This is a genomic window from Halalkaliarchaeum sp. AArc-GB (genome assembly GCF_031432225.1).
GTDB lineage: Archaea > Halobacteriota > Halobacteria > Halobacteriales > Haloferacaceae > Halalkaliarchaeum.
This window is the reverse complement of the sequence record NZ_JAVKGM010000004.1, coordinates 1-11,935: the sequence shown is the minus strand read 5'-3', so window position 1 is coordinate 11,935 and position 11,935 is coordinate 1. Positions and strand designations below refer to the sequence as shown.

The 11,935-nt window shown below is 66.1% G+C and carries 15 protein-coding genes and 1 pseudogene; 2 read left to right on the top strand and 14 right to left on the bottom strand.

The annotated features are described in order from the left end of the window. Positions 1-27 precede the first annotated feature (27 nt). From RH858_RS05805 to RH858_RS05795, 3 genes are all read right to left on the bottom strand, one after another. A complete protein-coding gene (locus tag RH858_RS05805) occupies positions 28-195 on the bottom strand; it encodes a DUF5786 family protein (RefSeq protein ID WP_259534548.1) in 168 nt (55 codons plus the stop codon). A gap of 101 nt (positions 196-296) precedes the next feature. Continuing rightward, positions 297-506 carry a hypothetical protein gene (locus tag RH858_RS05800; RefSeq protein WP_259534549.1) on the bottom strand — a complete coding sequence of 70 codons (210 nt, stop codon included), beginning with the start codon at positions 504-506 and terminating at the stop codon, positions 297-299. Between the two features lie 43 nt (positions 507-549). Then, entirely contained in the window at positions 550-1,410 is an 861-nt protein-coding gene (locus RH858_RS05795) for a hypothetical protein (protein WP_259534550.1), read from the bottom strand. A gap of 127 nt (positions 1,411-1,537) precedes the next feature. On the opposite strand from RH858_RS05795, the gene RH858_RS05790 reads away from it, so the two are divergent. After that, positions 1,538-2,647 (top strand): aldo/keto reductase, encoded by a 1,110-nt coding sequence (locus RH858_RS05790; RefSeq protein ID WP_259534551.1) that lies wholly within the window; start codon positions 1,538-1,540, stop codon positions 2,645-2,647. Between the two features lie 36 nt (positions 2,648-2,683). Here the strand turns inward: RH858_RS05790 and RH858_RS05785 are convergent, their stop codons facing one another. From RH858_RS05785 to RH858_RS05760, 6 genes are all read right to left on the bottom strand, one after another. After that, the gene (locus RH858_RS05785; RefSeq protein ID WP_259534552.1) at positions 2,684-3,412 is read right to left on the bottom strand and encodes a DUF2103 domain-containing protein; all 729 of its coding nucleotides are present in this window, start codon (positions 3,410-3,412) and stop codon (positions 2,684-2,686) included. Then, the gene (locus RH858_RS05780; RefSeq protein ID WP_259534553.1) at positions 3,393-4,241 is read right to left on the bottom strand and encodes a deoxyribonuclease IV; all 849 of its coding nucleotides are present in this window, start codon (positions 4,239-4,241) and stop codon (positions 3,393-3,395) included. Before RH858_RS05780 ends, RH858_RS05785 begins: the two co-directional genes overlap by 20 nt. A 66-nt stretch (positions 4,242-4,307) precedes the next feature. Beyond that, positions 4,308-5,138 carry a biotin/lipoate A/B protein ligase family protein gene (locus RH858_RS05775; RefSeq protein WP_310561329.1) on the bottom strand — a complete coding sequence of 277 codons (831 nt, stop codon included), beginning with the start codon at positions 5,136-5,138 and terminating at the stop codon, positions 4,308-4,310. Between the two features lie 39 nt (positions 5,139-5,177). Continuing rightward, positions 5,178-6,626, bottom strand: coding sequence for a phosphoglucomutase/phosphomannomutase family protein (locus RH858_RS05770; RefSeq protein ID WP_259534555.1), 1,449 nt, complete (start codon positions 6,624-6,626; stop codon positions 5,178-5,180). A gap of 22 nt (positions 6,627-6,648) precedes the next feature. Continuing rightward, positions 6,649-6,915, bottom strand: coding sequence for a GIY-YIG nuclease family protein (locus RH858_RS05765; protein WP_259534556.1), 267 nt, complete (start codon positions 6,913-6,915; stop codon positions 6,649-6,651). Between the two features lie 116 nt (positions 6,916-7,031). Then, positions 7,032-7,184 carry a hypothetical protein gene (locus RH858_RS05760; protein ID WP_310561328.1) on the bottom strand — a complete coding sequence of 51 codons (153 nt, stop codon included), beginning with the start codon at positions 7,182-7,184 and terminating at the stop codon, positions 7,032-7,034. Between the two features lie 245 nt (positions 7,185-7,429). Between RH858_RS05760 and RH858_RS05755 the strand changes: the two genes are divergently transcribed. After that, complete coding sequence (locus tag RH858_RS05755) at positions 7,430-7,597, top strand: DUF1931 family protein (RefSeq protein WP_119817817.1); 168 nt, start codon at positions 7,430-7,432, stop codon at positions 7,595-7,597. A gap of 45 nt (positions 7,598-7,642) precedes the next feature. Here RH858_RS05755 and rpiA read toward each other — a convergent pair whose 3' ends face one another. The 5 genes and pseudogenes from rpiA to RH858_RS05730 all read right to left on the bottom strand — a co-directional run. Beyond that, on the bottom strand, positions 7,643-8,365 hold the full coding sequence (rpiA, locus tag RH858_RS05750) for a ribose-5-phosphate isomerase RpiA (RefSeq protein WP_259534557.1): 723 nt from the start codon (positions 8,363-8,365) through the stop codon (positions 7,643-7,645). Further along, positions 8,362-9,639, bottom strand: coding sequence for a cysteine desulfurase (locus tag RH858_RS05745; RefSeq protein WP_310561327.1), 1,278 nt, complete (start codon positions 9,637-9,639; stop codon positions 8,362-8,364). Before RH858_RS05745 ends, rpiA begins: the two co-directional genes overlap by 4 nt. A 117-nt stretch (positions 9,640-9,756) precedes the next feature. Then, positions 9,757-10,545 (bottom strand): hypothetical protein, encoded by a 789-nt coding sequence (locus RH858_RS05740; protein WP_259534559.1) that lies wholly within the window; start codon positions 10,543-10,545, stop codon positions 9,757-9,759. A gap of 255 nt (positions 10,546-10,800) precedes the next feature. After that, the gene (locus RH858_RS05735; protein WP_310561402.1) at positions 10,801-11,100 is read right to left on the bottom strand and encodes a DUF424 domain-containing protein; all 300 of its coding nucleotides are present in this window, start codon (positions 11,098-11,100) and stop codon (positions 10,801-10,803) included. 50 nt (positions 11,101-11,150) lie between these two features. After that, positions 11,151-11,888 (bottom strand): annotated as a pseudogene (locus tag RH858_RS05730) (tetratricopeptide repeat protein); the annotation flags it as partial. Positions 11,889-11,935 lie beyond the last annotated feature (47 nt).

Here is an 11,935-nt window from a genome sequence, read left to right as displayed (position 1 = left end):
TGCGGAATCGGTCGGAAAAACCCGTCGTCACTTGCCCTGCAACTCGCGGAACTGATCGAGCAGTTCCTCCGCAGAGTCCCCCGAATCGTAGGTGAGTGTCCCGTCGTACTCCGTCCGTTCGTCGTCGAAGTCGGCATCGACAGTCGTGGCCTTCCGTTCGCGGCGCTCGTGCTCGTCCTCGTCATAGGCACCCATTGACATAGTATGCCTTCACTTGGCAATGTTGGGTATTATATGTAACGGTCGGACACATTCACGCCCCGAAGGAGTTCCGGTCGGTTCGAGACCGCGTCACCTCACTGTCGCTGCCAGACCGGCGGCGCGTAGCCGAGCCGGCGAACGACCGGCGGGTAGCCGAAGCCAATGACGAACACGACCACGAGCGACTGCCAGAAGGAAAGTGTCATCACGAACGCTTCGATCACCGCGAGCACGCCGATCATGAGAATGAACATCATCGCCCAGTGGGGCGCGAGTTGACGGATCCGCTCTTTCCAATCGGTCATACCGGAGAGACGACGGTCCGGGGAAAGAATCTGTCGGCCGGAATCAGTAGCGCGAGGGGAGATACGCGAACGAGAGCAGCGTGATCACCATGAGCCCGGCGAGGGTGGTGACGTACCACAGCCCGGTCACCTTCTGTTCGTACTGTTCGATCCCGGCGAGCTGTGCCTCGTAGCTCTCGAAGTCGGTCGTCAGCTGCAACCGGAGGTCGTCCCCCTCCCCGATGAAGTGTGCGAGATACTCCGTCTCGCCGAACGTCGTCTCCGCACCCTGCGTGAGTGTGGTCGTTCGCATCTCGTCTTCCGACCACGTCACGGTCACGCCCATTTCGTCGATCGCCTCGACGGACGCGGTGTGGTTCCCGTACTCGAACGCATCGCCCACGGCGAACTGTCGCTCCTGTGGCGCGGGGAAGTACTCGTCTGCGGGGACGAACTCGGTTTCCCCGTCCGCTTCGATCACGACGTACTCCTCGCCGTTTCGCTCGACCGTTTCGTTGTCGGCGCTCGGATCGTCGGCGAGGATCGTCTCCCTGTCGATCACCTCACGCAGGGTGAACGTCTCCGGATCGTCGCCGTCGACGAGCACCTCGTAGTCGCCGTCTGCGTGCGGGATCACGGTACCGTTCTCCCACGTCTCCTCCTGTTGTGCGTCCACCACCGTCCACTCGATCGTCGCCTCGTAGGTAATCCGAGTTTCACCCATGTCGCCCTCCTCTTCTAACCGATCGAGGGTCGCCACCGTGTACAGCTGTCCGTCGATTTCGAACTGGTCGCCTTCCGCCAGCTCGACGTCCGGATCGTCGAACTGTATTTCCGGATCCTCGGCCGTCGCGATCAGCGAGTACGACGCGACCCCGATCAAGAGGAAAAACGCCGCGTAAATCGCTACCGTGCGTCGTTGCATGGGTTACGCATAGGACAGATCTTGTATAACGGTTACTACCGCGAACGCTCCCCTGGGGGCCGACGTATCCCTGGGACCCGGCCGCCGTCGCCCGCCGGCTTAACACAGTCGAGACCGTACGACCCTCATGGCCACCACGGAGGGAACCTGGCGGTACCGCGACCGGTTTTGCGACGCGTTCGGGCGGACGGGGTTTCGCCAGTTCGGCCCGGGCGTCGTCTCCAGTCTCGGGATCGGGACGTATCTCGGCGAACCCACCGACGCTGTAGACGACAGCTACCGAGAGGCGATCGTCACGGCGCTGGAAAACGGCGTCAACGTGGTCGACACGGCGATCAACTACCGGTGTCAGCGCAGCGAACACGCGGTGGGCCGGGCGATCCGCGAGAGCGACGCCGATCGCGAGGAAGTACTCGTCGCGACGAAGGGGGGATTCGTCCCGTTCGACGGGAGCCGACCGGACGATCCGGGTGCGTACGTCCGACAGGAGTTCGTCGAGACGGGGCTCGCCTCGCAGGAAGACCTCGCCATGGGGAGTCACTGCATCGTGCCATCGTTTCTGGACGCGATGATCGACCGCTCGCTCGACAACCTCGGGCTGGATCACCTCGATCTCCACTACGTTCACAATCCCGAAACGCAGCTCGCGGCACGCTCCCGGGCGGCCGTGTACGATCAGTTGGAGGCCGCGTTCCGGCTGCTCGAGCGTCGGCGGATCGCCGGCGACGTCGGCAGCTACGGGGTCGCAACCTGGGACGCGTTTAGAGTTCCGCAGGGACACGAGCGGTACCTCTCGCTTCCGGAGGTCATCTCCCGGGCGGCGTCGGCGGCCGACGCCGTCGGTGTCGCCGATCACGGGTTCGACGGCCACGGGCTGGCGGCGATCCAGCTCCCGTTCAACGTCCACATGGCCGACGCCTTCACCGAACGGGTTCACCTCGTCGACGGGGTGGAGAAAAGCGCACTCGAGTGTGCCCGGGAGGCCGGGCTCGGCGCGTTCACGAGCGCGAGCATCGGCCAGGGGGAACTGACCACCGAGGGAGCCATCCCGCCCGACGTTGACGCCCGGCTCGCGGGCGACAGCCCGATCCAGCGGGCGATCAACTTCGCGCGGTCCGCCCCGGGCGTGACCTGCTCGCTGGTTGGGATGTCCCGACCCGAACACGTCCGGGAGAACGTCGCCGCCTGCACGTTCGATCCCCTCGGCGCGCGGGCGTTCGACGAGACGTTCGAGTGACCTGACTCGGGATGGGGGACGGCGGTCACGCGGCGGTCACCCTCCGTCCTGCAGTTCGGCCTCCCGGAGCGCCTCGTTGAGGTCCTCGCGGATCCGCTCGCCCGTCTCGCGGTCGGGTGCGGTCGTGACGATCCGGTTCTCCTGGACGCTCGATCCCGAGCGCAACAGCAACCGGAGGTTGCCGTTGTCGTCGGCACGGGTCGCCTTCGCCCGGAGCCCGGTCCGGGAGCCGGTGCCGCCGGCGTCGATCGGTCCGGGAATGAGCTTTTTTACGTGTGGGTGCTCCGCGACCGTCGTCACTGCCCGTCGGCCGTCGCGGCCGCCGATCAGCGTCGAGTGTCTGCCTCCGAGTTTCTCGCGGGGGGCGACGTCGACGACTTCGAGCGCCCGGTCGCCGCGCCGGTCGAGGACCCACTCGACGGGATCGTCGTCGGGGACGCGGTAGAACTCGTAGCGGAGCTGTTTGCGGGCCTCCCGAAGCGGAGCCCGCTGTCCGGCTGCGTACACCGTCTCGGGACGCTTGCGGCGGATCTCGTCTGCGACCCGCCCGGCGAAATTGCGCAACTGGACGACCCCGACCTCCCCGCCGGATTCGGGCGTCGTCGTGACGATCGTCTGCCCGACGATCGTCTCCTCGTCGAGCATCGACAGCGTTGCCCGTTCGGATCCGAACTCGACGACGACGGCGTCGCTGTTTCCGGTGTCGCAGGCCAGACAGTAGTCCCCCGGCTTTTCGAGGGACGTCCTACACCGCTTGCACTCCATCGCGAAGCTCCCGGACGCGGGAGACGTTCCACTCGAACCCCTTGCCGTCTTCGGTGGGCGTCTCCAGCACGAGCGGCACGTCCGCGAGGGCGGGATGGTTGACGAACGCGCGCATGCCGTCCTCGCCGATCTCCCCCTCGCCTACGTGGGCGTGTTCGTCCTTGTTGGTCCCGCAGGCGTGCTTCGAGTCGTTGAGGTGGACACACTGCAGGTGTTCCAGCCCGATCACGTCGTCGAACTCCGCGATCGTCTCCTCGACCGCGTCGGGCGTCGAGAGGTCGTATCCGGCCGCGAACGCGTGGGCGGTGTCCAGACAGACGTCCAGATCCTGGTTCGACCGGGAGCGCACCGCCGCAAGATGCTCGAACTGGCCGCCGAGCTTCGTCCCGCTGCCGGCGTCGGATTCGACGAGGATCGTCACGCCATTCGGGACCTCCAGTTCGTCGAGCGCCGACGCGGCGTTGTCGAGCCCGGCTTCGACGCCGGCACCGGTGTGGGCGCCGAGGTGGACGTTGACGTACGGGATGTCCAACGTTGCTGCGGCGTCGAGTTCCTTCTGCATCGAGTCGATCGACTTCTCGCGGAGATCGTCTTTCGGCGTACACAGGTTCACCAGATACGAACTGTGGATCACCCACGGCCCGTCGAGGTTCGCGTCGGTGCCGTCCCGGAACGCCGTCGCCTCCTCGTCGCCGATGTTCGGGTCTTGCCACACCTGCGGGGAGTGAGTGAAGATCTGACCGCAGTTACCGCCGATCTCCAGCTGGTTCTCGACGGCGTTGTCGACGCCGCCGGCGATGGAGACGTGTGCTCCGACTTTGAGAGTCATACAGACAACAGGTGGGTATCGCTCAAATGGACTTCGATCCCCCGCAGTCTCCGTGGCCGGTGACGGTCACGCCCGGGGCGCTTCCCGTTCGCGCACCCACGACTCGGCGGCGTACTTTTCGTCGACCCGCTTTCGGGCCCGTTCGAGTTCGTCGTCGGTCCAGGAACCGGTCGTCGCGCCGACCCACTCGGTCAGGCACTCCTCGAGTGTTTCGACGGCGTCGTGCCGGGCGATCCCGTCCGACCGGTCGGTCTCGCTCGCGACGTCGGTGGTCCGTTCCCGGAACGTCGCCGCCGACGTCTCCGGATTTGCGAACGTCTCGAGGTGGCGCCCCGGAAGCGACTCGAAGGTGATCGATCCGTGCTGGATCACGGCGTCGTGGCGGCGGTACTGGGCGTTGCCCGAGAGTTTCCGCCCGTCGACGACGACGTCGTGGGCGGGGTGTAACTCGCGGAGGTAACACGCCGGCTGGTGGATCGCTGGACGCTTCTCGTCGGCGAAGCCGGCGTCGACGCCCATCCGCGAAAGCGCCGCCAGCACCGGCTCACACAGCAAGTGATAGCAGTCCAACAGGTCTCCCGGAACCGACTCGGCTGGCACCGCGATCGAGTAGGAGATGTCCCCCCAGCTGTCGTGGTAGATGCCGCCGCCGCCCGTCTGGCGCCGGGTGACGTCGATTCCCTCTCGTCGGCAGAACTCCCAGTCGACGGTGTCGGGATCCTGGTGGTAGCCGAGAGAGAGACAGCTCGGCTCCCAGCGGTACACCCGGACCGTACAGGGACCGCCCGCGGCTGCCGTTTCGGCGGCGGTTTCGTCGAGCGCCATCTGGAGCGGTCCCGGCCGGGACTCCTCGGGAACGAGCCGCCAGTCCAGCTGTGAAAGCTCCGGGTTGTTCATACCCGAACGCGGGTCCGGGGGCTGAAGTCGGTTGCGTCCTCACCGTAGCGACTCGACGAGCTCCACGCCGGCGGAAGCCAGTTCGTCGGCGCGATCGCCCGCGTCTGCCTCCGCGTACACCCTGAGCTTCGGCTCCGTTCCCGACGGGCGCACGAGCACCCACGAGCCGTCGGCGAGCAGGAGCTTGAACCCGTCGAGCGTGACCACCCGATCGACGGGCTCGCCCGCGATCGCCTCCGGGACGACACCTTCCAGTTTGGAGACCACGGCGGCCTTCCGGTCGTCCGGACAGTCGACGTTCCGCCGGGCGGTGTGGATCTCCCCGTGGAGGTCGAACAGGCGATCGACCCTGGCGTCGTACGGCTCGGCCGCCGTCACCGCGGCCGCGAGCAGCGCCATCAACACGCCGTCCTTCTCCCGGACGTGACCCCGGACGCTGAACCCGCCCGACTCTTCCCCGCCGAAGATCACGTCTCGGTCGGCCATCGCCTCGGCGACCCACTTGAACCCGACCGGCACCTCACGGACGAACTCGCCGTGGGCCTCGGCGATCCGATCGATCAGGAACGTCGTCGAGACGGTTCGGACGACGCCGCGTTCGCCCGACGTCGGGGGCGTTACGACTCCCTCGTCGTCGACTGGCGAACCGAGAAGGTCCTCCGAAAGCAGCGCCTCGTAGGTCGCCGCGAAGAAGCGATTGGCGTCGAGGTGGCCCTCGGGTGTGACGATCGCGATCCGATCGGCGTCCCCGTCGTTTGCGATTCCGAGATCGGCGCCGTGCTCCCCGACGGCGGCGACCAGCCCCTCGAGCCGTTCCGGGACCGGATCCGGCGCGCCGCCGCCGAAGTCGGGGTCCTGCGAGCACCGCCGGCGGATCACCGTCGCTCCTGCCGCGGAAAGCAGCCCGTCGGTGACGTCCCGACCGCTGCCGTGCATCGCATCGTACACGACGGTGACTCCCTCGATGTCGGCGTCCACGAGCCGGCGGGCCGCGCGTCGGTGCGGTTCGATCGGATCGAACCGCCGGATCTCTCCGCTCTCGCGTCGGTCGTCCGTTCCGTCGGATTCTCCCAGTCTGGATTCGATGTCGTCGGTGGCGTCCGGAAGCGCCGGCGCGCCGTCGCCGGGGAGGAACTTCACGCCGTTGTACTCGGGGGGGTTGTGGGAGGCGGTGATCACGACCGCGCCCGCACAGCCGCGGTCGACGACCGCGTGGGCGATCACGGGGGTTGGGACGTCCCGCTCCGGCAGCAGGACGTCGAACCCCTCGTCCGCGAGCGTCTCGGCGACGGTTTCGGCGAACCCCGGCGAGCTCCCGCGGGCGTCGTAGCCGACGGCCACGGGACCGTCCTCTCGTTCGGCCCGCAGATGGTCGGCGATCGCTCGCGCGACGAGCCGGAGCCGCCCGTCGGTGAACTCCTCCAGAGGCGCCCGCCAGCCGTCGGTTCCAAAGGAAATCGCGTCGGCGTCTGTCCGCTCGGTGTCCATACGCCGGCATGTGCGGCCGCGGTCAAAAACCGTCCGGCGACTGATCACCGTCCCCGTCGACCAGCCGCTGTTTCTCCCGGCGCGAGAGCGACTTGATCTCGTGTTCCCGGGACATCGCCGCCGACCGCGTGTCGTGTTCCTCGACGTAGACCGGGCGAACGGGTGTCCGGCCTCGAGTGTACTTCGCGCCCTCGCCCGCGTTGTGTTCTGCAACCCGCCGCTCGACGTCGGTCGTGTAGCCGGTGTATAGCGTTCCGTCGGCGCACTCGAGGACGTACACGTACGGCACTATCGGAGACGTCGGGGCCGGAAACAAAGAGTTGTCCGGCTCCGGATGTTCACGTCGGTTTTCTGTCGGGCGGTGCGCAGTCGTCGTTCGATACGTGTGGCCGTCAGCTGGATCGGTCAGTTTCGCGAACGAGCGCGGTGTCGCGCCACTTCGGCGATCCCCGCGTTCGCCGAACAGGCCGGACAGGCGTTGAGCTGTCCTTGTCCGTCGGCGAACACGCGGGCGAACTGTTCGGATACGTGCGAACCACAGTGATCGCAGGTTGCCATTGTCTCTTTGGCCTCCTTCACAGGCTGTATCACACCCTACGTTCTCGGGGGTCATATACTCTACTATAATCAATACCCCGATAGCTAAGGGGGACTTTTTATGTTGAACTTTCGTTCCTGGATTATCGAATGTAAAACAAACACCGCTCTCGAGGCGCAACGAGTAGTCGAATCGGGGCGATACGGGGCCGCTCGCGCCAGAATTTGGGAAGTCTTATTAAGTACGCGTCAATATCTTCGACTGCATGGCAGATCTTATCGTCAAAGCAGCAGTCAAAGAGGCGCTGGACGACAAAAACGTTGCTTCGGACTTCTACGACGCGCTCGACGAGGAAGTCGCGGAACTGCTGGAAGACGCCGCCCGCCGAGCCGAGGCGAACGACCGCAAGACGGTCCAGCCTCGCGACCTGTAATCCGGGCGATTTCCGTTTTTGATTTTTTCGACCGGCGAGCGACGGCTATCGACCGAGAACGTCGACGTCGCCGCCGTCGTCGCCGACGTACACCTCGTCTGCGATTCCGACGAACAGCCCGTGCTCGACGACGCCGGGGAGCGCCGAGAGCCGCGCGGAGAGCGCGTCGGGATCGTCAATCCGGCCGAACTCGCAGTCTAAAACCAGGTTCCCGTTGTCGGTGACGACCGGGCCGTCTTTCCGGTCGGCCGTCCGCAGCGTCGCCTCGCCGCCGAGATCGAACACGGCGTCGGTGACGGTCCCCCGGGCGTCCGGGAGCACCTCCACTGGAACCGGCGCGGCGAGCGCGTCGGCGACTTTCGACCGGTCGACGACCACGACGAACCGGTCTGCAGCGTCGTCGACGAGTTTCTCACGAGCGTGGGCTGCGCCGCCGCCCTTTATGAGGTCGCCGTCGGCGACCTGGTCGGCGCCGTCGATCGCGAGATCGATCCCGGAACCACCGGCCGCCTCACCCTGTTCGACGCCGGTGACGTCGGGAAGCTCCACCAGCGGGATCCCGCAGTCGCGTGCGAGCTCCCGGGCCGCAAACGACGTCGCCACCCCACGGACGTCGAGTCCGGCGTCGACCCGGCGCCCGATCGCGCGGATCGCGAACGCCGCCGTCGAACCGGTGCCGAGTCCGACGACCGTCCCGTCCTCGACGAGCTCCGCGGCCGCCTCGCCGGCGGCGCGTTTGGCCGCGTCGGTGCCGTCCGTTCGTTTCATCCGAACAGTTCGGCCGCGGCGTCGACCGCCTCGAGCAGTTTGTCGACCTCGGCTCTGGTGTTGTACAGGTAAAACGACGCTCGCGCGGACGCGGCGATCTCGAGGGTGTCGTGCAGCGGCTGCGTACAGTGGTCGCCCGCCCGGATCGCGACCGCGTGGTCGTTGAGGATGCTCGAGAGGTCGTGGGCGTGGACGCCCTCGACGTTGAACGCCACCAGTCCACCCCGGTCGTCGCCCGGCGGTCCGTAGATCTCCACGTCGCCCCGCTCCGTGAGGCGGTCGTAAGCGTACTCCGCGAGCAGTTCCTCGTGGGCCTGGATCGCCTCGAGGCCGACGTCCTCGAGGTAGTCGATCGCCGCCTCGAGGGCGATCCCCTGCTCGATGACGGGAGTACCCGCTTCGTACTTCCAGGGGAGGTCCTCCCACTCTGCGTCCTCGTAGGTGACCCGCCGGATCATCTCGCCGCCGTAGAGGTACGGCTCCATCTCATCTAAGACGTGCTGTTTCCCGTACAGCACGCCGATTCCCGTCGGGCCGAGCATCTTGTGGCCCGAAAACGCCAGGAAGTCGGCGTCGATCTCGCCGACGTCGACCGGCCGGTTGGGCACCGACTGGGCCGCGTCGACGAACGAGTACGCCCCCACCTCGTGAGCCATCTCAGTCAGCTCCGTGACGGGATTGACGGTACCGAGCGTGTTCGAGACGTGGACGACGCTCACCATCTTGGTGTCCTCGTCGATCAGCTCCGCGGCGTGATCCATGTCGAGGTAGCCGTCCTCGTCGACCCGGATGAACCGCGCTTCGGCGCCGGTCTTCTTGCACAGTTGCTGCCAGGTGACCAGCGACGCGTGGTGCTCCATCTGGGTGAGCACCACGTTGTCGCCCGGGCCGAGCTCGTTGAGCCCCCACGCGTACGCGACCAGGTTCTCCGCTTCAGTCGTGTTCTTCGTGAAGATGATCTCTTCGCGTCCCTCAGCGCCGATGAACTCCGCCACGCGGTCGTGAGCTTCCTCGTAGGCGACTGACGCCTCCTGGCTCAGCTGATGGATGCCGCGGTGGACGTTGGAGTTGTACCCTCGGTAGTAGTCAGTGATCGCCTCGACGACCGGCTCGGGGGTGTGACTCGTCGCCGCGTTGTCGAGGTACACCAGCGGTTCGGTGTCGTCCGGACTCTCACCGGGCGTCGTGACGTCCCCGCCGACCTTCCGCTCGAGGATCGGGAAGTCGGCACGGATCGCCTCGACGTCGACTGGATACGATTCTTGGGCTCCCATTGTCGGAACGTAGGAGCGAACGCGTAATTTCTCTTCGGTCCGTGGCGACGGTGCGTAGCCTCGCTGAGCCCGGCGAGGGGTGCGTTTCGGCTGTCGGAGAGAACAGGGGACGGGGTGTCAGCTCTCGCACTCTTCGGGCGGTTCGATCTCGAACGACTCGCCGAAGCTGTGGTTCCGCTGTTCGAACCGGATCACGACCGGGTTGTCCCCGTGCCCCGTCTCGTACCAGCTCTCTATCAGCAGGACGTGGCCGGTTGCCACCTCGACGGCCACCGTCATCTCTCCGTCGTGTGCGAACGTTTCGTCGGGAGTGAACCGCCAGACGTCGACGTCCCGTCCGTCCACTACGTCCGGCCCGAGGTACTCGGCGTCGTCGTCGGTTTCGATCTCCCGGACGTCGGGGAGCCGCACGTTCGCTTCCCGGAGTTCGTCCCGCCTGATCAGCCGTCCGTCGAAACTCACGCAGCCGTCCGGACGGAGCTGATAGGTGGTCTCCCCGACGACGTAATACTCCATTACCGGAACCTCGACCGTCTCGTCGTTCTCCATGGTGGTTTCGACACGGCGGTACACTCGATCGTTCTCCGTGTCCCACTCGGTGTACAGCTCGTTGACGACCACTCTACCGTCCGGCTGTTCCTGGCGTACCCACGTTTCGCTGACGTGGGGGTCGATGTCGGCGGCTATCTCCACTTGCGGATCGTCGTCCTCCGCAGGGGAGTCGTCGGGGGTGGAATCGTCGTCAGACGTCGTATCGTCCTCGGGAGGGTCGTCCGCGGGATCCTCGCCGACCACGTCGTCCGGATCGGGCTCGTCGCCGGAACAGCCCGCGAGTCCCGCGACGCTCGCGACACACACTGCGTGGAGAAACCACCGCCGGGGTTCCGAGTCGGGAACTCGCGCCATCTCACTCCCCCGTCACCCCGGCGTTTCGGGGTCGATACGCCGACCGACACGAGCGTTTTTCGTCGCTATCGGGCTGTTCGTCGGCCGTCCGGGCGGGTCGGACCGGCGGTCGTTTGATTGTTGATAACATTCCACATCTTACGGAAAGCCCACAAGTAGTTATGTAGCAATAAACTCTGGATAAGCTCTGCTAAGCGAATTATAATTCGAGTCGACTGGATGTGAAATCATAGGCGCTGCGTGTGTATCGCGGCGCTACAGCCAGAGCAACTGGGCGTGTCTGGTGTCTTCGAACTCGAGCACCGTCTCTTCGTCGACGAGCCCCGCCTCGATCGCCACGCCGACGCTCTCGGTGCCCACCAGGTTCGCCACCTGTGCGCGGTGGAGGCTCTCGACGACGGCGTCGGCGTTGGCCTCGACGGCCGCCTCGCCCCCGTAAAATCCGGGGTCGACTTCCAGTCTCGCGTTGCCGTTGTCGTAGGTTTCGCCGAGACAGTCGGAATCACAGACGGAGACGAGAAGCCCCTCCGGGGTTTCCCGCTCGCGGAGCAGCACCGTTCCGTCCTCGATGGGATCGTCCGTCATCAGCTCTCGCGGCGGCCGTGCTCCTCGACGAGCTCGCGTTCCGCCTGTTCGCGCAGTTCCTGTGCCTGTTCGTGGACGGTTTCGGCCTCCTCGTGTTCGCCCTGCTCTTCGAGCGCCCTGGCCTTCTCCTCGAGGACGTCGGCGTTGCGCATCCCGAGCCGGATCGCGTTGTCGAACGCGGTGACGGCGTCCTCGGCCAGGCCCCGTTCGAGGAGGAAAAAGCCGCGATTGTACCACGCTTGCGCGAATCGGGGATCGATCTCGACTGCACGTTCGGCGTGCTCGAGCGCTTCCTCCGTGTGTCCCCATTCCCAGAGGGCGTACGCCAGATTCGTCTCCGCGGTGGCGGCGTGCTCGGAGTCGTCGTCGATGCGCAGCGCCTCCTCGTAGGCGCCGACGGCGGCGTCGTACTCCTCGAGTCGGGCGTGGGCTGCGCCCTTGTTCACCCACGCTTCCTGTGAGATGCCCTCGTCGTCGGCGAACTGCGCGGCCCGCTCGAGGGTTTCTGTCGCCTCTTCGAACCGGTTTATGCCCATGTAGGAGAGCCCGATGTCGAGCAGTTCTTCGGCGTCCACCTGGTCGCTCGCCAGGTTCCGTTCGTCGAGGATGTCCGAAAGCACCCGCGAGTCGACGGGGTCGACCTTCGAGGGATCGACGGACAGCTCCGGCGGGTCGAGGGTGAACTCCTCGTACTCCTCGTCGAACCCCTGGCCCGAGGAGAACTCGTGTTCGTCTCGCTCGTCGCGCTCGTCGGTCATATCACGGGATTGGCGGTGGTCGCGGGTAAGCGTTGCGTCACGTGTTT

Excerpts from the sequence above, each read along its gene's own strand:
- RH858_RS05785 (WP_259534552.1), bottom strand. The coding sequence starts at position 3,412 with ATGGAGTGCAAGCGGTGTAGGACGTCCCTCGAAAAGCCGGGGGACTAC.
- RH858_RS05800 (WP_259534549.1), bottom strand. The coding sequence starts at position 506 with ATGACCGATTGGAAAGAGCGGATCCGTCAACTCGCGCCCCACTGGGCG.
- RH858_RS05780 (WP_259534553.1), bottom strand. The coding sequence starts at position 4,241 with ATGACTCTCAAAGTCGGAGCACACGTCTCCATCGCCGGCGGCGTCGAC.
- RH858_RS05795 (WP_259534550.1), bottom strand. The coding sequence starts at position 1,410 with ATGCAACGACGCACGGTAGCGATTTACGCGGCGTTTTTCCTCTTGATC.
- RH858_RS05770 (WP_259534555.1), bottom strand. The coding sequence starts at position 6,626 with ATGGACACCGAGCGGACAGACGCCGACGCGATTTCCTTTGGAACCGAC.
- rpiA (WP_259534557.1), bottom strand. The coding sequence starts at position 8,365 with ATGAAACGAACGGACGGCACCGACGCGGCCAAACGCGCCGCCGGCGAG.
- RH858_RS05805 (WP_259534548.1), bottom strand. The coding sequence starts at position 195 with ATGGGTGCCTATGACGAGGACGAGCACGAGCGCCGCGAACGGAAGGCC.
- RH858_RS05760 (WP_310561328.1), bottom strand. The coding sequence starts at position 7,184 with ATGGCAACCTGCGATCACTGTGGTTCGCACGTATCCGAACAGTTCGCC.
- RH858_RS05775 (WP_310561329.1), bottom strand. The coding sequence starts at position 5,138 with ATGAACAACCCGGAGCTTTCACAGCTGGACTGGCGGCTCGTTCCCGAG.
- RH858_RS05745 (WP_310561327.1), bottom strand. The coding sequence starts at position 9,639 with ATGGGAGCCCAAGAATCGTATCCAGTCGACGTCGAGGCGATCCGTGCC.
- RH858_RS05755 (WP_119817817.1), top strand. The coding sequence starts at position 7,430 with ATGGCAGATCTTATCGTCAAAGCAGCAGTCAAAGAGGCGCTGGACGAC.
- RH858_RS05740 (WP_259534559.1), bottom strand. The coding sequence starts at position 10,545 with ATGGCGCGAGTTCCCGACTCGGAACCCCGGCGGTGGTTTCTCCACGCA.
- RH858_RS05790 (WP_259534551.1), top strand. The coding sequence starts at position 1,538 with ATGGCCACCACGGAGGGAACCTGGCGGTACCGCGACCGGTTTTGCGAC.